Annotated in this window: 17 protein-coding genes and 1 pseudogene; 12 read left to right on the forward strand and 6 right to left on the reverse strand. The window is 74.7% G+C overall.

Features of this window, described 5'->3' with window-relative positions; genetic code table 11:
- The first annotated feature begins 105 nt into the window (after positions 1-105).
- From A4V12_RS04355 to A4V12_RS04365, 3 genes are read left to right on the forward strand one after another with little or no spacing between them, the layout of a single operon-like run.
- The gene (locus tag A4V12_RS04355; RefSeq protein ID WP_064067993.1) at positions 106-1,497 is read left to right on the forward strand and encodes an MBL fold metallo-hydrolase; all 1,392 of its coding nucleotides are present in this window, start codon (positions 106-108) and stop codon (positions 1,495-1,497) included.
- A 6-nt stretch (positions 1,498-1,503) separates the two neighbouring features.
- Positions 1,504-1,860 carry a rhodanese-like domain-containing protein gene (locus tag A4V12_RS04360; RefSeq protein WP_064067863.1) on the forward strand — a complete coding sequence of 119 codons (357 nt, stop codon included), beginning with the start codon at positions 1,504-1,506 and terminating at the stop codon, positions 1,858-1,860.
- Positions 1,857-2,606, forward strand: a complete 750-nt coding sequence (locus tag A4V12_RS04365) for a sulfite exporter TauE/SafE family protein (protein WP_064067864.1) — start codon at positions 1,857-1,859, stop codon at positions 2,604-2,606. Before A4V12_RS04360 ends, A4V12_RS04365 begins: the two co-directional genes overlap by 4 nt.
- 18 nt (positions 2,607-2,624) lie before the next feature.
- Here the strand turns inward: A4V12_RS04365 and A4V12_RS04370 are convergent, their stop codons facing one another.
- Positions 2,625-2,906 carry a metal-sensitive transcriptional regulator gene (locus A4V12_RS04370; RefSeq protein ID WP_064067865.1) on the reverse strand — a complete coding sequence of 94 codons (282 nt, stop codon included), beginning with the start codon at positions 2,904-2,906 and terminating at the stop codon, positions 2,625-2,627.
- 72 nt (positions 2,907-2,978) lie between these two features.
- Between A4V12_RS04370 and A4V12_RS04375 the strand changes: the two genes are divergently transcribed.
- From A4V12_RS04375 to A4V12_RS04410, 8 genes and pseudogenes are all read left to right on the forward strand, one after another.
- A complete protein-coding gene (locus tag A4V12_RS04375) occupies positions 2,979-3,569 on the forward strand; it encodes a rhodanese-like domain-containing protein (protein WP_064067866.1) in 591 nt (196 codons plus the stop codon).
- A gap of 274 nt (positions 3,570-3,843) precedes the next feature.
- Entirely contained in the window at positions 3,844-4,725 is an 882-nt protein-coding gene (locus tag A4V12_RS04380; protein WP_064067867.1) for a universal stress protein, read from the forward strand.
- An 81-nt stretch (positions 4,726-4,806) separates the two neighbouring features.
- A complete protein-coding gene (ppdK, locus tag A4V12_RS04385; protein ID WP_064067868.1) occupies positions 4,807-7,509 on the forward strand; it encodes a pyruvate, phosphate dikinase in 2,703 nt (900 codons plus the stop codon).
- A 141-nt stretch (positions 7,510-7,650) separates the two neighbouring features.
- A complete protein-coding gene (locus A4V12_RS04390) occupies positions 7,651-8,367 on the forward strand; it encodes a helix-turn-helix domain-containing protein (protein ID WP_064067869.1) in 717 nt (238 codons plus the stop codon).
- A gap of 313 nt (positions 8,368-8,680) precedes the next feature.
- Positions 8,681-9,583, forward strand: coding sequence for a universal stress protein (locus tag A4V12_RS04395; protein WP_064067870.1), 903 nt, complete (start codon positions 8,681-8,683; stop codon positions 9,581-9,583).
- Complete coding sequence (locus A4V12_RS04400) at positions 9,583-10,455, forward strand: universal stress protein (protein ID WP_064067871.1); 873 nt, start codon at positions 9,583-9,585, stop codon at positions 10,453-10,455. The genes A4V12_RS04395 and A4V12_RS04400 overlap by 1 nt, the downstream gene beginning before the upstream one ends.
- Positions 10,456-10,502: 47 nt before the next feature.
- On the forward strand, positions 10,503-13,148 hold the full coding sequence (locus A4V12_RS04405; RefSeq protein ID WP_234372075.1) for a cation-translocating P-type ATPase: 2,646 nt from the start codon (positions 10,503-10,505) through the stop codon (positions 13,146-13,148).
- 216 nt (positions 13,149-13,364) lie between these two features.
- Positions 13,365-13,535: pseudogene (locus A4V12_RS04410) on the forward strand (DUF1918 domain-containing protein); the annotation flags it as partial.
- A gap of 84 nt (positions 13,536-13,619) precedes the next feature.
- On the opposite strand, the gene A4V12_RS04415 reads toward A4V12_RS04410, so the two are convergent.
- From A4V12_RS04415 to A4V12_RS04425, 3 genes are all read right to left on the reverse strand, one after another.
- Complete coding sequence (locus A4V12_RS04415; protein WP_064067872.1) at positions 13,620-14,261, reverse strand: CBS domain-containing protein; 642 nt, start codon at positions 14,259-14,261, stop codon at positions 13,620-13,622.
- A gap of 69 nt (positions 14,262-14,330) precedes the next feature.
- Positions 14,331-14,918: an Rv1733c family protein gene (locus tag A4V12_RS04420; protein WP_064067873.1), complete on the reverse strand. Its 588-nt coding sequence runs from the start codon at positions 14,916-14,918 to the stop codon at positions 14,331-14,333.
- A 4-nt stretch (positions 14,919-14,922) separates the two neighbouring features.
- On the reverse strand, positions 14,923-15,429 hold the full coding sequence (locus A4V12_RS04425; protein ID WP_064067874.1) for a flavodoxin domain-containing protein: 507 nt from the start codon (positions 15,427-15,429) through the stop codon (positions 14,923-14,925).
- Between the two features lie 441 nt (positions 15,430-15,870).
- On the opposite strand from A4V12_RS04425, the gene A4V12_RS04430 reads away from it, so the two are divergent.
- Positions 15,871-18,570, forward strand: a complete 2,700-nt coding sequence (locus tag A4V12_RS04430) for a cation-translocating P-type ATPase (RefSeq protein ID WP_064067875.1) — start codon at positions 15,871-15,873, stop codon at positions 18,568-18,570.
- A 39-nt stretch (positions 18,571-18,609) separates the two neighbouring features.
- Here the strand turns inward: A4V12_RS04430 and A4V12_RS04435 are convergent, their stop codons facing one another.
- Together A4V12_RS04435 and A4V12_RS04440 are read right to left on the reverse strand one after the other, a co-directional pair.
- On the reverse strand, positions 18,610-19,311 hold the full coding sequence (locus tag A4V12_RS04435; protein WP_064067876.1) for a response regulator: 702 nt from the start codon (positions 19,309-19,311) through the stop codon (positions 18,610-18,612).
- Positions 19,308-20,603, reverse strand: a complete 1,296-nt coding sequence (locus A4V12_RS04440; RefSeq protein ID WP_064067877.1) for a sensor histidine kinase — start codon at positions 20,601-20,603, stop codon at positions 19,308-19,310. Before A4V12_RS04440 ends, A4V12_RS04435 begins: the two co-directional genes overlap by 4 nt.
- Positions 20,604-20,819 lie beyond the last annotated feature (216 nt).

Genomic DNA, 20,819 nt, shown 5'->3' on the forward strand with positions numbered 1-20,819 from the left:
GGGGGTTGCCGGAGCGGCGGCCCCCCCACTCAAAAATACCCCCCGGGGTACCTCTGCTACGGTGGAATCGGATACCCCGGGGGGTAAAAGGAAGGAGTCGTGCACGTGTTCTTCGTCGAGAGCCTCGAACTGGAGGGGCTGGGCAACCGCAGCTACGTGGCCGGGGGCCGCGATCGAGCGGTGGTGGTGGACCCGCCGCGCGACATCGACCGCGTCATCGCCATGGCGGCCCGGCGCGGAGTGCGCATCGCGTACGTCGCCGAGACGCACGTCCACAACGACTACGTCAGCGGCGGCCTGGAGCTGGCCCGGGTCACCGGTGCCCGCTACCTCGTCCCGGCCGGCGCGGCGGTGGCGTTCGCGCGCACCCCCGTCGCCGACGGCGACCGGGTCGCCCTCGACGAGGGCCTGGTGCTGCGGGCGCTGGCGACCCCCGGCCACACGCCGCACCACACCTCCTACGTGCTGGAGGACGACGGACGGGGCGCCCTCGTCTTCACCGGTGGGTCGCTGCTCATCGGGAGCGTGGGCCGGCCGGACCTGGTCGAGCCCCGGCTGACCGAGCGGCTGGCCCGGGCGCAGTACGCCTCCGCCCACCGCCTGGCCGCTGAACTGGACGACGACGTGCGGGTGCTGCCCACTCACGGCTTCGGCAGTTTCTGCTCCTCGTCCCAGACGGAGGGGGAGACGACCACCATCGGCGCGGAACGCCGCAGCAACGACGTGCTCACCAAGGACGTGGACATCTTCGTGGCCGGCCTGCTCGCCGGACTGGAGGACGTTCCCGCCTACTACGCGCACATGGGTTCCGTCAACGCCGCCGGCCCCGCCCCCGTCGACCTGACCCCGCCGGAGCCGGCCGACGCCGGACAGATCGCCGCCCGGCTGGCGGCGGGGGAATGGGTCGTCGACCTGCGCAGCCGGGTGGCCTTCGCCCAGGGGCACGTCGCCGGATCGTTCAACTTCGAGGGCGACGGCAAGCTCGCCACCTACCTGGCGTGGCTCATCCCCTGGGGCAAGCCGGTCACCCTGCTGGCCGAGACGCCCGAGCAGATCGCCGACGCCCAGCGTGAACTGGCCCGGGTCGGCATCGACCGCCCGGTGGCCGCCGCCACCGGCACCCCCGGTGACTGGATCAGGGAGGGCGAGCGGCCCGCGTCCTTCCCGCGTGCCCGCTTCGCCGACCTGGCCGCCGCGCGCGGGCGCGGCGAGCCCATGGTGGTGCTCGACGTACGCCGGGACTCCGAGCGGGCGCCCGGGCACGTGGACGGCTCCGTGCACATACCGATCCACCAACTTCGCGGGCGCCTGGCGGAGATACCGCCCGGCGTGGTGTGGGTGCACTGCGCGGGAGGGACGCGCGCGGCGACCGCCGCCTCGCTCCTGGACGCCGCCGGGCGCGACGTCGTCGCCGTCGACGACACCTTCGACGCCGCGGAGGAAGCCGGCCTCATCCTCACCCGTACCGACGACGGCACGACCCTTCGCACGGAGTGACCCGCGATGTTCTCCCGACGCGGCCCGAGCCGCCTCACCCCCGCCCAGGCCCGGCAGCGCACCGCCCACGGCCACGCCGCCCTGCTCGACGTGCGCGAGACGTACGAATGGGCCGCCGGCCACTCGCCGGGCGCCCTGCACGTGCCCCTGACCCGGCTGCTCGCCGGAGCCGCGCTGCCCGCGCCGGCCCAGGGCAGGCCCGTCATCCTCATCTGCCGCTCCGGGAACCGCTCCCGCCAGGCCGTCGACATCCTCGGCGACAGCGGTGTGGAGGCGACCGACGTCACCGGTGGCATGCTCGCCTGGGCCGCCGACGGCCTGCCGGTCGTCGACGCCCGCGGCGGCAGCGGCGTCATCACGTGAGCGCGCTCGTCCTGGCGCTGATCGCCGGTGCGGTGGTCGGCCTGGCCCTCGGCGCCCTCGGCGGAGGCGGCAGCATCCTCGCCGTCCCCGCGCTGATCTACCTGCTCGGCTTCTCGCCGGCGGCGGCCACCACCGCCAGTCTGCTGATCGTCACCGCGACCTCCGCCACCGCCCTGTACGCCCACGCCCGCGCGGGCGACGTGCGGTGGAAGGCGGGCACACTGTTCGCCGCGGCCGGCGTGCTCCCGGCCGCCGCCGCGGGGGCTGCCGCCGCCAGGCTGCCCCAGCCGGCGCTGACCGCGGCCTTCGCCGCCGTGGCGGCACTCGCGGCGGTCAGGATGCTGCGCCCGCGGGGCGCCGCGGTCCGGGCCGGGCACGCCGAGCGGCCGGCCCGAGCCGTGGGCGCCGGGGCCGGACTGGGCGCTCTCACCGGGCTGCTCGGTGTGGGCGGCGGCTTCCTGGCCGTGCCCGCCCTGGTCACGGTCCTCGGCCTGGAGATGCGGGCGGCGGTCGGCACCAGCCTGCTGGTGATCTCGGTCAACTCCCTGGCGTCCCTGGTCACACGCGGTCCGACGGCGACGGGCCTCGACTGGGCAGTCGTGGCCCCCTTCCTCGCCACGGCGATCCTCGGGGCCTGGGACGGCAAACGGCTCGCGGGCAAGGTCTCGGGGCCGGTCCTCCGGCGCACCTTCGCGATCGCCCTGCTCGCGGTGGCCGCCCTCATGCTGCTCGACGTGGTGGCGTGACCGGCCGGGACGGCCGGTTCAGGCCAGCGACAGGAACAGCTTCTCCAGCCTCACGCGCATCTGCTCGCGGTCACCGCTCGCCGCCATGTCCGCGTCGGTCAGGCAGTGCTGCAGGCCGGTGGCGATGATGGCGAAGCCCGCCTTGTCCAAGGCCCGCGAGGCGGCGGCCAGCTGCGTGACGACATCCTCGCAGTCCCGACCCTCCTCGATCATCTTGATCACCCCGGCGATCTGCCCCTGGGCCCGGCGCAGCCGGTTGACCACCGTCTTCAGCTCCTCGGCCGCCATCGCCAGTTCCACGAGTCACTCCTTCGATATACCCCTACGGGTATCCTACCCGAGGGGACCCTCCGCACCGGTAAGGAAAGCGTCATGACGACCCCCACCGCGCTCACCGCCGAGCAGGCCGGCGACCGCCTGCACGAACTGACCGTGATCGACGTCCGTACCCCGGGCGAGTATGCCTCCGGCCATCTTCCCGGCGCGTACAACGTCCCCCTCGACCACCTCGACGCGGCCCTGCCCGCGATCAAGGCCGCCGCCGACCGTGGCGACCTGCTCGTGGTCTGCGCCTCGGGCGCCCGTTCCTCCCGGGCGTGCGCCGTCCTGGCGGCCCACGGCGCCGCCGCCGCCACGCTCACCGGAGGCACCGACACCTGGAAGCAGCTCGGCCATGACGTCCACCGCCCCGAGGGTGCGCGCGCCGCATGGACCATGGAACGTCAGGTCCGGCTGACCGCCGGATCACTGGTCCTGGCGGGCACCGCACTCGGGCGGCGCCTGCCCGCGGCGCGCCTGCTGTCCGCCGGGGTCGCCGGCGGGCTGGTCCTCTCCGCGCTGACCGACACCTGCGGCATGGCGCGCCTCCTCGCCAAGCTGCCGCACAACCGCCCGAAGGCCGGTGACCTGGACACCACGCTGGCGGCGCTTACGGGCCGGCGGGCCGACGGGCCGGCGCGCTGACCGGCGCCAGGACGCGGTCGCGCCGGGGCGCCGGCCGCGTGCGTGGCGGGGCCGGTGCGCCAGGCCGTCCGCACCGGCCCCGGCCGCTGACGCCCGCGCACCGGCACCACCGCCCGGGCGGCCCCCACACCGCCGCCCAGACCACGGCCGGGTGCCGGTGTCGGGACGCAGGGGTCCATTGGTCCCCGACCAGGCCCTCCGGCCCCTCACGGCCGTCGCCGCGGTCGGCCAGTGTGGGAGGAGAAGGTCCCGCCCCCGCCGGGAGGAGCACACCATGTCCCGCACTGTCACCGTCGGTGTCGACGGTTCGCCGGAGAGCCTGACCGCCGCGGAGTGGGCCGCCGACGAAGCCGTCAGCCGTGACCGGCTCCTGCGCCTCGTCCACGTGTGGAGCAACGACGCCGACGTCGTCACGCCGACGGACCCGGAGACGCGGCGCCGCCGGGCCGAGCGCCTGCTGCACACGGCGGCGACGCACGTCCGCCGGGGCCACCCGGACGTACGGATGGAGACGTCGCAGTTCTCCGGCGACCCCGTCGAGAGGCTGACCGCCGCCGGCGAGAAGGCGGATCTGCTGGTCCTCGGCTCGCGCGGCCTCGGCGGCATGGCCGGATTCATCGCCGGGTCCGTCGCCCTGGCCGTCCTGGCGCGCGTCCGGCATCCGGTCGTGCTGGTCCGGGCCCCACGGGCGCCACGGGCGGAAGCGGCGGAGCGGCCGCGCACGGCGGGCGGCGACATCGTCGTGGGGCTGGACCTGCCCCGGGCCGGCGGCGACGCGCTGGGCTTCGCCTTCGGGTGCGCCGACCGCTACGGCTGCGCCGTGCGGGTCGTGCACAGCTGGACGCTGCCACCGGTGTACGGGCCGGACACGGCCGGCGTCCTGCCGGCCCTGCTGGACGAGGTGGGCGCCGAACGGCAGAAGGAGCTGGAGGCTGCGCTGGCGCCGTGGACCGGGACGTACCCCTCCGTCGCCGTCAGCAGCCAGTGCCGCCCGGGGCGGGCGGCGCAGGACCTGGTCGAGGCGGCGGCCGGGGCCCGGCTCGTCGTGGTCGGCCTCCGGCACCGCGGCTCGCGGCTCGGGGCGCACGTCGGGCCGGTGGTCCACTCCGTACTGCACCACACGGCGGCACCCGTGGCGGTCGTCCCGCACGACTGAAGGCCGGGCCGTATCGACCGGGACCGTATCGACCGGGGCATCGGGGGGACCCGGCCCCCGACGGAAGGCGGGTGGCGTTCCATGGCACCGACGTACGTGTACGACTTCGCCGAGGGCGGCCGGGACATGGCCGGCCTGCTGGGCGGCAAGGGCGCGAACCTGGCGGAGATGACCCGCATGGGTCTGCCCGTACCGCCCGGCTTCACCGTCACCACGGAGGCCTGCCGGGTCTTCCTGGAGACCGGGGAGCCGCCGCCGGAGCTGGAGCGCCAGATCGGCGTGCACCTCGCCGCCCTGGAACGCGCCGCGGGGCGGCGGCTCGGCCAGGTGGACGACCCGCTGCTGCTCTCCGTCCGCTCCGGAGCCCGGTTCTCCATGCCGGGCATGATGGACACCATCCTCGACATCGGCCTCAACGACCTGTCCGTCCTCGGACTGGGCCGGACCCCCGAACGGGAACGGTTCGCCTGGGACTCCTACCGCCGCCTCGTACAGATGTTCGGCAGTACGGTCATGGGGGTCGACAGTGCCCGTTTCGAGAAGGTCCTGGCCGGGATCAAGAAGCAGCACCACGCCGCCGACGACACCCGGCTCGACACCTGCGACCTGATCCGGCTGGTCGAGACGTACCAGGACCTGATCCTGGAGGAGACCGGCGAGGAGTTCCCCCAGGACCCGGCCGAGCAGCTGCGCCGTGCCGTCCTCGCCGTCTTCGCCTCGTGGAACGGCGAGCGGGCCCGGATCTACCGGCGCCGCGAGCACATCCCCGACGACCTGGGCACCGCCGTCAGCGTCCAGACCATGGTGTTCGGCAACCTGGGCCCCGACTCCGGCAGCGGTGTCGCCTTCACCCGCGACCCGGCGACCGGGCGGCCCGGCGTCTACGGCGACTACCTGCCGAACGCCCAGGGCGAGGACGTCGTCGCCGGGATCCGCAACACCGTGCCCCTCCAGCGGCTGGAGGACCTCGACCCGGCCTCCTACGCCCGGTTGCGCGATTGCATGCGGCGGCTGGAGGCGCACTACAGGGACCTGTGCGACATCGAGTTCACCGTCGAACGCGGCACCCTGTGGATGCTCCAGACCCGGGTCGGCAAGCGCACCTCGCAGGCCGCCTTCGTCATCGCCGGACAGCTGGTCGACGAGGGGGTGATCCCGCCGCGGGAGGCTTTGGCCCGGGTCGACGGGGAAGGGCTGGCACGGCTGATGTTCCCCCGCTTCGACAGCTCGGGCACGGGCGACGTGCTGGCCCGGGGTCTGCCCGCCTCGCCGGGTGCCGCCGTCGGGGCCGTCGTCTTCGACTCGGCCGAGGCGGTACGCCGGTCAGCCGGCGGCGAGCGGGTCGTCCTCGTACGCCAGGAGACCACCCCCGACGACCTGCCCGGCATGATCGCGGCGGAGGCCGTGCTCACCAGCCGCGGCGGCAGGACCAGCCACGCCGCCGTCGTCGCGCGGGGCATGGGCAAGGTCTGCGTGTGCGGGGCCGAGGAGCTGACCGTCGATCCGGACGGACGGCTCTTCTCGACGCCCTCCGCCACGGTCCGGGAGGGCACCGTCGTGTCCGTGGACGGGTCGGAGGGCCTGGTGTTCCTGGGCGCCGCGCCACTCGTCGATTCGCCCGTGATGCGGTACTTCGAGGACGGCGGGCAACCGCCGGGGGAGGCCGACGCACAGATCGTACGGGACGTGCACCGGCTCATGGGGCAGGCGGACGCGACCCGGCGCATGGAGGTGCGGGCCAATGCCGACACGCCGGAGGACGCCGCCCGTGCCCGGCGGTTCGGCGCCCAGGGGATCGGCCTGTGCCGCACCGAGCACATGTTCCTCGGCGACCGGCGCCCCCTGGTCGAGGCGATGATCCTGGCGCACGACGAGGCCGGGCGGGAAGCGGCGCTGAACGCCCTGCTGCCCCTGCAGCGCGAGGACTTCACCGGGATCCTGGAAGCGATGGACGGGCTGCCCGTGACCATCCGGCTGCTCGATCCGCCCCTGCACGAGTTCCTGCCCGACCTGACCGAACTCTCGGTGCGCGTCGCCCGGCACGACGCCCAGGGCCGGCGGCCCGACCCCCGCGACACCGAACTGCTGGCGGCGGTCACCCGGATGCACGAGACGAACCCGATGCTCGGCCTGCGCGGCGTACGGCTCGGACTGGTCGTCCCCGGCCTCGTGGCCATGCAGGTGCGCGCCGTCGCCGAGGCCGTCGTGGCCCGCAAGCGGGCCGGGGGCGATCCGCGGGCCGAGATCATGGTGCCGCTGGTCGACACCGTGGAGGAGTTCCGGCTCGTGCGGACGGAGGTCGACCGGGTCCTGGAGCGGGTCTCCGCCGGGACCGGCGTCACCCTGGACTGCCGCGTCGGGACGATGATCGAGCTTCCCCGGGCCGCGCTCACCGCCGGCCGGATCGCCGAGGATGCGGAGTTCTTCTCCTTCGGCACCAACGACCTCACCCAGACGACCTGGGGGTTCTCCCGGGACGACGTCGAGGCGGCGTTCTTCTCGGCCTACCTCGACAAGGGCGTCTTCCGGACCTCCCCGTTCGAGACCATCGACCGCGAGGGCGTGGGACGCCTGGTCGGGATCGCCGTCGCCGAGGGCCGGGCCACCCGCCCGGGGCTGAAGACCGGCGTCTGCGGGGAGCACGGCGGAGACCCCGCCTCCATCCACTTCTTCCACGAGACGGGCCTGGACTACGTGTCGTGCTCACCCTTCCGGGTGCCCGTCGCACGGCTCGAGGCCGGACGAGCGGCCCTGGGGGCGGCCGGGGCCGGGGCCGGCACCTGAACCGCCTCCTGGTGCGGCCACCTCCGTGACTGCCTAGCGTGGAGAACGTCGGCGCTCGTGACACCGCCCGGACTCCCCGGGCACCGTCCGAGCGCCCGGACGCCCGCCCGCCCCGTGGCAGTGACAGGAGAGTGAGCCGTCATGTCCCACCGACCGCAGACCGGTGCGGCGCCGTCCGGGCCGCGGGCCAGGGGTGGTGACCTGGGCAGGCGAGTGGCGGAGCACCGCGAGCGGCTCGGCATGTCGTACGAGGACCTCGCCCGGCGCACCGGCGCGGCACCCGAGTACCTCCAGTACCTGGAGACGCACCCGGCCACGCACGGCATCGGCTTCCTGCTCCGGCTGGCCGACGCCCTCGGGACGAGCGTCGACGAGCTGAGCGGAGGCAACACGGACCTGCCCCCGGGCATCGGCCGGGCCGCGTACCACCCGGAGCTCGTCGAGCTCGGCGAACCGGAGTGCCGGCAGCTGCTCGGCGGCGAGGGCGTGGGCCGCGTCGGCGTGACCACCGCGGCGGGACCGGCCATCCTTCCGGTCAACTACCTGGTGCTCGACGGCGACATCGCCTACCGGACCTCCCCGGACGCCGCGCCCGCCCGCGCCGCGGGAGAGCGGGTCGCCTTCGAGGTGGACCGCATCGACGACGCGTTCAGCCGCGGATGGAGCGTCCTCGCCGTCGGCGAAGCCCGTACGGTCACCGAACCCCGTGCCGTGGAGAGACTGGAGACGCACAGCCGCACCACGCCCTGGGCGGGCGGTCCGAGGGACCTGTGGATCGTCGTGACGCCCGATCGGGTGACCGGGCGCCGGATCGTCACGCAGGACCCGGAACCGGGTAACTCGCGGGCTGAGCCCTGACGGGCCGGCACCGGAGTGCCCGCGGGCGCCCCGGCGCGCGCCTCGCCTCACGAGCGGTCGGCCCGCCGGGGTCTCCCGGATGCCCCGGGTACCGAACGCTCCCGCCGCCGCGTCCGGCGTCTCCGTCCGGCGAACGGACGGTCGTATGCCCGCCGGATGCGCGCGGGGCCGGACGCCCGGCCGCCGTGGGGGAGGAGCCGCGGGTCGGGGAACCGGGCCCTTCGGTCCCCCGCCGGGGACCTGCGCGGCCCTCCCCGTGCCGGTGCCGCGGTGACAGCGTGGAGGTACGTCGCGCACCCCGGAGGAGGGAACCATGAGCACCGACATCCCCGGTGACCCGGACCTCGGAACGGTCGTCGTCGGCGTCGACGGCTCCGCGCCCGCCAGGAGAGCCGCACTGTGGGCGGCGGCCGAGGCGAACCGGCGCCGCCGGCCCCTGCGCATCGTGTACGCGGCGGACCTCGACCGCCTCACCCTCCTCGCGTCCGGGGACACGATCGACCGGATCCACGACATCGGACGGGAGGCACTCCTCGAAGCCGCCCTGCTGGCGCAGGAGCGCTTCCCGGACGTCACCGTCGTCAGGGAGCTCAGCCGCAAGAGCCCGGTGGCCGCGCTCCGCCTGTCCGCCGGCCCCCAGGACACCATCGTGGTCGGGAACAGGGGCCTCGGCGGCTTCGCCGCGCTCATGCTCGGCTCCGTCGGCCTCGACGTGGCCGCGCGGTCCCGGTCGCCCGTCGCGGTGGTGCGGGGAGAACCCGACGCACCCGGAACCGGGGTCGTCACGGCCGCGGTCCGCGGCACCACCGACGGCGACTGGCTGCCGTTCGCGGCCCGCGAGGCACAGCTCCGCAAGGCGACACTGCGCGTGCTGAGCATGTGGAACCCGCTGGCCCACGCCGGAAGCGTGGCCACCATGCTCGACGGCCCGGACAAGATGGCGCGGGAACACGCCCGGCACCTGGAAACGCTCACCGGGCCGCTGCACCGCACCTTCCCCGGCCTCACCCTCACGACGGAGGTGGCCGGCGGCACGTCCGCCGCCGGAGTCCTCGTCGAAGCGAGCCGCCACACCGATGTGCTCGTCATCGGAGCCCGGCGGCGACCCATGGGCCTCGGCCCCGGCCTGGGACACGTGGCGCACGCCGTGCTGCACCACGCGAACTGCCCGGTCATGATCGTGCCCCGCGGGGCCGCCGATGGCGAGGAGACGTGATGCCCGACCCGACGACAGGCCGCCACGAGGTGCTCGTGGGCATCGACCCGCGCGAGGTCGCGGTCCCCGTCCTGGCCTGGGCGGCCGACGAGGCGGAGCGCAGGGGTTCGCCGCTGCGCCTGCTGCTGTCGGTGCCCGACACGCACGACACCCAGCACGTGGACACGACCCCGCACCGCATGACACTGCGGGCCGAGGGCGAGAGGGCCCTCGTCGCGGCGGCGGACACGGTGCGCGCCCTGCGCCCCGGCCTGCCCGTGACGACGCGGCTCCTCGACGGCAGGCCCGCCGCGGTGCTCCGCCGGGAGGCGGCGGCACACGCGCGTCTGGTGGTCGTCGGCTCGCGCCGGCTCAGCCGCCCGGAGGAGATCCTGAGCGCCGGCTCGGTCATCGTCCCGCTCAGCGCACAGGCCGACTGCCCGGTGGTCGTCGTCAGGGAACCCGAGCACACCGCACACCCGCCCGGCCGCCTGGTCGTCGGTGTCGACGGCAGTGCCTCGTCGTGGGCCGCCGTGGAGTTCGCCTTCGAGGAGGCGGACCTGCGCGGAGCGGCACTGCAGGCGGTATGGGTGTGGCAGCGTCCCGTCATCGCCTTCGGCGACGACCGGGCCGCGATCGACGAACAGCGCCGACTGCTCGGCGAGACCCTCTCCACCTGGACGCGGAAGCACCCGGGAGTCCACCTGACGCTGGAGGTCCTGCACGGCCACCCGGTCGAACGGCTGGCACAGGCGTCCGCCGACGCCCTGGCCGTTGTCGTCGGACGGCGGGGGAGCGGCGGCTACACCGGAATGCGCCTCGGGTCGGTGGTGCACGGGCTGCTGCACCGCGCGCACTGCCCCGTCATCACCGTGCCCGTGCCCGACTGCTGAACGGTCCGTACCGGCCCGCCGGCCGGCCGACGGACGGGAGGAGCCACATGCGATCCGGTCGCACCGACGCGGTGACCGGCATGCCGGACGAACGCCTGCAGGGCCTTGCCGAGGACCAGGCCGTCCAGCTCCTGGCCGCCCACGGCCCCAACGTGGTGACCGCGCAGCGCCCGGTCCCGCTGCGCGCACGGGTCCTCGCGCAATTGCGCGACCCCCTGATCATGGTGCTGCTGGGGGCCGTCGTCCTGACCGTCGTGATCGGCGACTACGCGGACTCGGCCGTCATCGCCCTGGTCGTCCTGGTCAACACGACGGTCGGGGTGGTGCAGGAGGTCAGGGCCGATCACGCGGTGGCGGCCCTGTCGGCCATGTCGGCGCCGACCGCGCGCGTACGCCGGGGAGGCGCCGACAAGGAGGTGCCGTCCTCGGACGTCGTCCCCGGCGATGTCCTCGTCCTGGGCGAGGGCGACATCGTGCCGGCGGACGCCCGGCTCGTCGACGCCGCGGCCCTGCTGGTCGACGAGTCCATGCTGACCGGCGAGTCGGTCCCGGTCGACAAGTCCCCGCGCTCCGAGCGGCCGGACGATGCCGTCCTGCGCGCCGGCACCGTCGTGGTCCGGGGCCGGGGAACCGCGACGGTGACGGCCACGGGAGCGGACAGCGCCCTCGGCCGGGTCGCGCGGATGCTGGACACCCGGGCCGAGCCCACCCCCCTGCAACAGCGCCTCGCCGCTCTCGGCCGTGTGCTCGCCGTGGTGACGCTCGCCCTGTGCGTGGTGGTCTTCCTGCTCGGTCTCCTCCGCGGCACCGGCTCCGCCACGATGGCCGTGACGGCGATCAGCCTCGCGGTCGCGGCGGTTCCCGAATCACTGCCGGCGGTGGTCACCCTGGCCCTCGCTCTCGGCGCCCGCCGCATGGCGGCCCGCCACGCCCTGGTCCGGCGCCTGTCCGCCGTCGAGACGCTGGGCTCCGTGACGGTCCTCGCGACGGACAAGACGGGCACGCTCACCGAGGGCCGCATGGTCGTCGAACGAGTGTGGACACCTGCCGGAGAGGTTTCCCTGACCGGCGCCGGCTACGAACCGGCCGGCGAGGTGAGAGTGGCGGGCCGGGCCGCCCGGAGCGAGGAGCTCCGGCCCGTACGCGCCCTCCTGACGGCGGCCGCGCTGTGCAACGACGCCGGGCTGCGACCTCCCGCGCCGGCACCCCACCCGGGCGGCGACGAGCGCTGGGCCGCGGTCGGTGACCCCACCGAGGCCGCCCTGCTCACCGCCGCGGCCAAGGCCGGCTGCGCCGAGCACGGCGTACTGCGGGACCGTTGGCCGAGGACGGCCGAGGAACCGTTCGACAGCGTCCGCAAGAGGATGACCACCCTGCACCGCACCCCGGCCGGCCGGCTGCTGGTCTGCCTCAAGGGCGCACCGGAAGCGGTTCTCGAACCCGCCGTCCTCGACGATCCGCCTGAGCTGCTCCACAACGCCCGGGACCGGGCCGCCGCATACGCCGCGCAGGGCTACCGGGTACTCGCCGTCGCGTCCGCCGAGCGCGACGACGCACCGGCCCGCGTCGCGGACGCCGAAGCGGGCCTCCGCCTCCTCGGCCTCGCCGCCCTCGCCGACCCGCCCAAGGCGGCCGCGGTCGGCACCCTGGCCGACTGCAGGGCCGCGGGCATCACCCCCGTACTGATCACCGGCGACCACCCGGCGACCGCGCGTGCGACGGCCGAACGCGTGGGCCTGATCACCGAGGCCGACGCCGGGGACGTCGTCACCGGGCGCGCACTCGCCGCCGGGGACGTGCCGGACCTCACCGCGGTGCGGGTCTTCGCCCGTACGGACCCCGGGCAGAAACTCGACATCGTGCAGGCGTGGCGGGCCCGGGGCCACGTGACCGCCATGACGGGCGACGGCGTCAACGACGGCCCTGCCCTCCGCCGGGCCGACATCGGGGTCGCCATGGGGCGCAGGGGGACGGAAGTGGCACGGCAGGCCGCCGATCTTGTCCTGACGGACGACGAGCTGTCGACCGTCGTCAGCGCCGTCGAGGAAGGGCGGAGGGTCTACGACAACATCCGGCGCTTCCTGCTGTACGGGCTGGCCGGGGGAGCCGCCGAGATCATGGTCATGCTGCTGGGCCCGCTGCTCGGCCTGCCCCTGCCGCTGCGCGCCGGGCAGATCCTCTGGATCAACCTGCTGACGCACGGCCTCACCGGGGTCGCGATGGGCGCCGAGCCGGTGGCGAAGGGGACGATGAGGAGGGCGCCCCGCCCGCCCGGCCAGCACGTCCTCGGAGACGGCCTCTGGCAGCGGCTGCTGTTCCTGGCAACCGTGGTCACCGCGGTTTCGCTGACGGCCGCACTGGTCGCGCGCGGGACGGGAGCGCCCTGGCAGACCGTGCTGTTCCTCTCCTTGCTCATGGCTCAGCTGGGCGTGGTGCTGGGGCTCCGCGACCGGTTGCTCACCAGGGAGAACCTGTTCCTGCCGGTGGCGGTCGCGGCCTCCGTGGGCCTTGCCGCGGCCGCGCTGTACCTCCCGGCCCTGCGTACCCTCCTCGGCACCGTTCCGCTGAGCCCGCAAGAGGCCGCTCCGGCCCTGGCGGGAGCGGGGCTCGGGTTCCTGGCGGCGCGGCTGAGCGGGCGGGGGCGGGTTGCCGGCGGCGCGCGGGAGCACCGCCGAACCACCGCCGGCACCTGACGGAGGGCCGGACGGCCCCGGACACCGACCCTCCTGACCCTGCCTCCGGTGCACGCACCGGAGGACGATGGGAGTGAAGCGGCGGCGGCACGCCGCGTCGCCGTGTCGACGAGTACCGGAGAGGAGACGGCCATGGCCGGGACGAGTCACCCCCATCTGGTCACGGAGAGCAGGACCGGGCTGGAGAGGAACGCGGACAGAGGGACACGGGCGCGGCTGGGGGACCAGATCATCGTCGATGGGCCCACCGTCGGGGTGGTGCGCCGGGACGGGGAAGTCGTCGGCCTGCACCATGACGACGGGAGCCCGCCCTACGACGTGCGCTGGTCCGACACCGGAAGGGTGACGGTGTTCTTCCCGGGACCCGACGCCCACATCCGGCACCTGTGACGACCTCCGTGACGACAGGGGCGTGGGTGGTGCCCGCATCCTCGCTGCGGGCACCACCCACGCCCCTGCGACGGGCGGACGTCAGCGCGCGACCGCCTCCGGCCGGTGCAGGTCCACCCGGATGTCCACGACGCCCTCCACGGCCCTGACCGCCCTGGCCAGCAGCGGCACCAGCGCCCGGTCGCGCAGCTCGCCGCCGAGCGTCACGACACCGTCCTCCACCACCACGTCCACCGTGCCCGGCAGGTCGGCCAGCACGGTGGTCCGGATCTCGGCCGCCATGTCCTCGTCGGACCGCAGGAAGACCTTCAGCAGGTCGCTCCTGCTGACCACCCCCTCCAGCAGGCCGAGGCCGTCCACCACGGGGAGGCGCTTGACGTGCCGCCGTGCCATGATCCGGGCCGCCTCGGCGATCGTGGCGTCCGCGTGGACCGTGACGGCGGGGCTGGACATCAGATCCTCCGCGTACACCGCGCCAGCCTTGGTCAGGTCGGCGAGCGGCCGGTCGCGCAGGGACTCGTCGTCGACGCGGTACTCCTCCTTGGGCAGCAGGTCGGCCTCCGACACCACGCCGATCACACGGCCCTCGCCCGCCAGTACGGGCAGGGCGCTGATCTTCCACTGATCCATCAGCTCGACGATCTCCTTGTACGACGCCCGGCTGCCCACCGCCACGGCGGTGTGGGTCATGACGTCACTCACGGTGTGGGGTGACGCGGTCATCTCCGGCCTCCTCGGCTCGGCCCGCCGGTCCTCCCGGCGTGGCGTTCGGTTCGGTCCCCGAGGCGCGGTTCAGGCAAGGCGGCGCCTCCATTCCGGTTCCACCAGGTCCCATTCGCGCGCCCAGCCGGCCGTGCGCCGGCGGCCGCAGGCCACCCGTACGGCCGTCGCGGCGACCGCGCCGGCGCCCACCGTCACGGCACCGCCCAGCAGACCGGCGCTCACCGCACCGGCCCACACGTCACGGCCGTTCAGCGGGGCGCTCACCACGCTTCCCTGCCGGTCCAGCCAGATCTCCGCGCGGTCCCCGCGGCCGGTCCCCGCCGGCAACGGGACGGTGGCCGTGGCGCGCTGCCCGTCCTCGGTGGTCCAGCGGACTTCCAGGGGGACCTTCGCCAGGCGCCCCGTCTCGTCCGCCCACGTGGAGGACGCGGGCGCGTCCTCCATCACCTCGGCCCGCACGGGGCGACGTGTCGCTTCCTGCACGGCCGCGGCGGCCCGGTCGTGGCCGTAGGCGGACCAGCCGGCGGCCGTGCCGACCACCGGCGCGCCGACCGCGACCGCGACGCCGACGAGCAGCAGCAGCCGCGCTTCGACGACATCCACGTGCCGGCGCAGTGGATGCTCACGCCACCGGCGGGTCCAGACCGCGGGGGGCACGGGGTCACAGCCCTTCCGGGGCCCTGATGTCGGCGGCCACCCGGGCCGCCCACTCCGCTACGCGGGGCAGGTCGCGGAAGTCGCCGCCGCGGCCCTCGTCGAGGATCGCCTTGGCCATGCGGCCCTTGGCCCCGGTCTGGAGCCGTCCCCCGAAGGTCACGTGACCGCGCGCGTCGGTACGGCGCTGTGCCCGGCGGGCACCCGGGACGGGCGGGATCTCCCGCTCCGAGGCCGAAGGGTCGAGCGGGCCGCTGCTGAACAGCCACACCGGCCGTTCCCGCAGCGCCCGGCGGTGCCGCCGGACGAAGCGCCTGGCGTCCCGGTGCCAGCGGCCCATGTAGAGAGCGCCGCCGATCACGACCGCCCCGTAGGGGGCGACATCCGTCACCTCCGACGGCGGTCGGGCCTGGGCCTCCAGCCCCTCGTCCCGCAGGACGGAGGCGATGAGGTCGGCGATCTCGGCCGTCGAACCGTTCTTGGTCCCATAGGTGACCAGTACGCTTCCCGACACTGTCTCCACCGCCCTTCTCCGGACCCCGGGTGGTGCGCTGTGCGTCACCCGCCCGGTGCACGAGTGGTCCCTCTTCGAGGGTGCGCCGCGGCGCGGGCCCGCTGAAGGGCCGGTGAGGCAGAGCAGGGGGCCGAACGGCCCTCACCCCCCAAGCCCGGACCGGCACCGCACACCCCTCTTCCGGCCCCCGTGCGGGGCACCTACGGGGCCGGACGACCCTCGCCCCTGCCCCATACGCCTCTCGTACGCAGCGCCGCGCCCTGCGACGGTGGTCCTGATACGAGACCGACCGGTCCGGTACCGGCGGGAAGGCGCCCGGCGCGGCCCGGCCCGCCGGTCCGCCCCGTCGGGGTGAACCGCGCCCCGCCGCAGGGTGCCGCCGGCCCGGTGGCCGTCGTACCGAGGGAAAACCCTCTCCCGGAAACGTGCGGAGGCCGTCCCATGACGCATCTGCCGGCCACCGGAACGCCGGCGGCGACCGGCCCGGACCCGCGGGAGCCGCTGTCCCTGCTCCGCCGCGAACTGGGCACCGGAGCGGAAGGCCTGTCGGACCGTGAGGCGAGCCGACGCCTGGCCGTGCACGGGCCCAACGAGGTCCAGGCGCAGCAGCGGACGCACATCGGCCGGGAACTCGTGCAGCAGCTGGCGCACCCCCTGGCCCTCCTGCTCTGGGCCGCCGCGGCCCTGGCCTTCGTGGCCCGCATCGCGGTACTCGGCTGGGCCATCGTCGCGGTCATCATGATCAACGCCGCCTTCGCGCTGTTGCAGGAGCGCCAGGCGGAGCGCGCCGTGGAGACCCTCGCCCGCTACGTGCCCGAGCACGCCGAGGTGATCCGCAACGGCCGTCGGCGGACCGTCGAGGCACGCACACTCGTGCCGGGAGACCTCCTTCTCTTGGAGGAGGGCGACAAGGTCCCGGCCGACGCCCGGCTGACGCAGGGCGGGATCGAGGCCGACCTGTCCATGCTGACGGGGGAGTCCGCACCGGCCGAGCGCGTCGCCGGACCCGCCGTGCAGGGTCTGCCGCTGCTCCAGGAAACCGACCTGGTGTTCAGCGGGACGACCTGCACCGGCGGCCGGGCACAGGCGATCGTCTACGCCACCGGGAATCGTACGGAACTCGGCCGCATCGCAGCACTCAGCCGGCGCTCGCACCGGGAGCAGAGCCCACTGGAGCACCAGGTCAAGAGGGTCGCCTGGTTCATCGCCGCGGCGGCGGTCGCCATGGGGGCGGTGTTCCTGGTGACCGGCGTGGCGGTGGGCCTGCCGCTCACCGACTCGCTGATGTTCGCCATCGGACTCCTCGTCGCCAACGTCCCCGAAGGCCTGCTGCCCATCATCACCCTCGCCCTGGCCGTGGGTGTCAGATCGCTGGCGCGCCGGGGCGCGGTGGTCAAGAGGCTCAGCGCGGTGGAGACGCTCGGCTCCACCAATGTCATCTGCACCGACAAGACCGGCACGCTGACCCGGAACAGCATGCGGCTCCAGAGCCTGTGGACCCCCGAGGAAGGAGACGCGGGTGGGCCGGGGACGGAGGAACTGTCCCGCGCCGCGGCCGTGTGCACGACCGTCACCCGCGACCCCGACGGGCAGCTGCACGGCGATCCGACGGAGATCGCCCTGGTCGTCGGTGCGGCCGACCGGGGGGTCTGCCCCGACCTCGCGGCACGCGACGCACAGCGGCGCGTCCTGTACCGGTTCGATCCCCGCCTCCGGATGATGTCCGTCGTCGACCCGGTCCCCGGCGGGGGTGACCGGCTGGTGCTCGTCGCCAAGGGTGCGCCCGAAGCCGTCCTGGCCCGGACCGTCACCGGCCCCGGACCGCCCGCCGGGCCGGCCGGGGAAGCCCGGGCCGCAGCCGACGACATGGCGCGCGACGGCATGCGCGTGCTGGCCGTCGCGACCCGCGCGATCGCGCCGGAGGCGATGCCGGTCCGTCGCGAGGACGCCGAAACCGGTCTCCGCCTCCTGGGGCTCGTCGGCCTCTACGATCCGCCGCGCCCGGAAGTGGCCGCCGCGGTACGGCGGTGCCACGAAGCGGGAGTCCGGGTGCACATCGTGACCGGCGACAACGGAGCCACCGCGGCCGCCGTCGCGCGGGAGGTGGGCATCGGCGAACCCGAGCTCCGCGTGGTCCCGGAGGCCGAGACGGTCAGCGACCCGGAACTCGACCGTCTGCTCGCGTCCGACAGCCCCGCGGAGATCGTCTTCGCCCGCTCCTCCCCCGAGACCAAGCTCAAGGTCGCGGACGCCCTGCGCCACCACGGACAGATCGTCGCGATGACCGGGGACGGCGTCAACGACGCCCCCGCACTCCACCGTGCCCACATCGGCGTGGCCATGGGCCGGTCCGGGACCGACGTCGCCCGTGAGGCCGCCACCATGGTGCTCACCGACGACAACTTCGCCACCATCGTCACCGCGATCGAGGCCGGCCGCCGGGTCTACGACAACGTCCGGAAGTTCATCGTCTACATCTTCGCCCACCTGACCCCCGAGGTCGTGCCCTTCGCGGTCTTCGCCCTCTCCGGCGGCGCCGTGCCCCTTCCGCTGACCGTGCTCCAGATCCTCGCCATCGACCTGGGCACCGAGACCCTCCCCGCCCTCGCCCTGGGCCGGGAACGCGCCGAACCCGGATCGATGAGCCGCCCGCCGAGGAAGAGCTCCCAGGGCGTGATCTCCCGCGACATGCTGATCCGTAGCTGGGGCTACCTCGGCACGGTCTCCGCCGCCCTCGCCATGTCCGCCTTCTTCTACGTCCTGTGGCGGGCCGGCTGGCAGCCGGGAGACCCCACCGGGACCGGCAGCCCGCTGCACGACGCCTATGTGACGGCCACCACCGCCACCTTCGCGGCGATCGTGACCTGCCAGATAGGCACCGCCTTCGCCGCCCGCACCGACCACGCCCCGCTCCGCGAGATCGGCCTCCTGACCAACCCCCTGCTGCTGGCCGGCATCGCCTTCGAACTCGCCTTCACCGCCGCCCTGATCTACGCCCCGCCCGTCCAGGGCGTCTTCGGCACCGCGGCCCTGCCCCTCGACGTGGTGCTCCTCGTCCTGACGTTCCCCGTCCTCGTATGGGGTACGGACGAGCTGCGCCGCGCCGTGCGGCGCCGGAGGTACACGAGCCGGCCCCGCTGAGCCACGGCGCCGACGCCGGCCGGCCCGCCTCGGGTGCGGTCACCCGGACGCGTCGCGGGCGTCCCCGCCCGGGGTGATCAGGCCCGTCTCGTAGGCGAAGACGACGGCCTGGACACGGTCGCGCAGGTCCAGCTTGGACAGGATGCGTCCGACGTGGCTCTTGACCGTGGTCGGGCTCAGGAAGAGCCGGGAGGCGAGTTCCGCGTTGCTGAGGCCCGTCGCGAGGAGGCGCAGCACTTCGCGTTCGCGCGGGGTCAGGCCGGACGGGTCGCGGTGCGGGGCGACGAACCGCGGCTCCTCGCGAGGGGCGAAGCGCTCGATCAGCCGCCGGGTGATCGAGGGCGCGAGGAGCGCGTCACCCGACCGCACCAGGCGCAGGGCGGCGACCAGTCCTTCGGGGGTGACGTCCTTGAGGAGGAAGCCGCTGGCACCGGCGGTGAGCGCGGCGTACACGTACTGGTCGAGGTCGTAGGTGGTGAGGATGACGACGCGGGTCTCCTGCAGACCGTCGTCGGCGAGGATGTGTTCAGTGGCCTCGATGCCGTCCATCCCCGGCATCCGGATGTCCATGAGCACGACGTCGGGCCGTGTGCGGCGGACCGCCGCGACGGCTTCCGCCCCGTCGGCGGCCTCGGCCGTCACGTCGATGCCGTCCGCCGTCAGGATCATCCTGAACCCGGTGCGCACGAGAGCCTGGTCGTCCGCGATGACGGCCCGCAGCGCCGGCCCGTCCGCCGTCATTCCACGCCCCGGGGGATGCGGGCCGTGACCCGGAAGCCGCCGCTGCCCGTCGGCCCCGCCACCAACTCGCCCCCGTACACGGCCAGTCGCTCGCGCAGCCCCATGAGGCCGCGGCCTCCGCTCTCCACCGGAGAGGAGCCCGGCGTGCCACCGGTGTCGGTGACCTCGATCCGCAGACCGTCGTCGGTGTGGCCGATGGACACGGACGCCTCCGCGCCGCGTGCGTGCCTCATCGTGTTGGTCAGCGCCTCCTGCACCACGCGGTACGCCGCCAGGTCCACCCCCGGTGGCAGCGGTTGCGGCGGCAGGGACAGGGCGACGCCCACGGGTGTCCCGGCCGCGCGTACCCGGGCGACCAGCGCGTCGAGCCGAGCGAGGCCCGGCTGCGGCTCCAGACCGTCGGGCCTCTCGTGGTCCGGCCCGGCCAACAGGCCCATGACGTGCCGCAGTTCGGCCATGGCCGCCCGGCCGCCCGCCTCGATGGCCAGCAGTGCCTCCTTGGACTGCTCGGGCACCACGTCCATCACCTTGCGGGCCGCGCCCGCCTGGATCACCATCACGCTCACATTGTGGGTCACGACATCGTGCAGTTCGGCGGCGATACGGGCACGCTCCTCCTCGACGGCCCGGCGGGTGGCCCGCTCCTGAGCCTCCCGCAGAGCGGCGACCCGTTCGCGGCTGGACTCCAGCCGCAGGTGCAGGAGGCGGACGAGGCTGGCCAGCATCCCGGCCACCAGCAGCACGAATCCCGGGCTGGACCACCCCGGGACCACGGGGTCCGCGTGGCGGAAGGCGTAACCGGACAGCACGGCGGCGAGCACCAGGACGGCGATCGCCAGGATCCGGTGCCGGCTGTGCACGACGGCGCTGTAGGCGGCGACCACGCAGGCCAGGACGGTGATCCACGAGGCCGAGCCGCCGATGGCCAGGCTCCCGCCGAGGACCGTCGCGAACACGGCCAGCGGGTACCGGCGCCGGAGCGCCAGCGGCAGCGTCGACACGACGACCAGCGCCCAGGGCACCGGGGGAAGGCCGTCCTCCACGGGCGCCCCGCCGGGGCCCGGCGGCGGCGGGGCCGGAACCCCGTTCCCCGTGTGCACTGCGGGCGGTTCGACGTCCATCGCCGTCCCACCGGCATGCCCCGCCGCGACGAACAGGGCGACGGCCGTCAGGACCAACGCCAGCAGGATGTCGGCCCCGACCGACCGTCCGGGCAGCGCGGCGGCTTCCGCCTCGGGGCGCAGCGCGTCCATGAGCTGCCGCCACCGACCGCGCCGGTCCTCCGTCTCCATCCGCACATTGTGCTGCGCGCCGCGTCCCGCCCGCGTCCGCCCCGGGGCTCGGGAACGTCGTCCGCGGGTCCTCATCCTCAGGGAGGAGGCCGCGGCCTTTTCGTCCTCGGGAAGGGTCTCGTACCCGCTCCGCGGCCGACGCGCCCGGCGGGCGGCGGTCCTAGGTTCACACGTCGGTGACGGCATGTCGCCCCTCGCGGCCCAAGGACAGGACGG

The sequence above is a fragment of the Streptomyces noursei genome (genome assembly GCF_001646665.1).
Taxonomy (GTDB): Bacteria; Actinomycetota; Actinomycetes; order Streptomycetales; family Streptomycetaceae; genus Streptomyces; species Streptomyces lavendulocolor.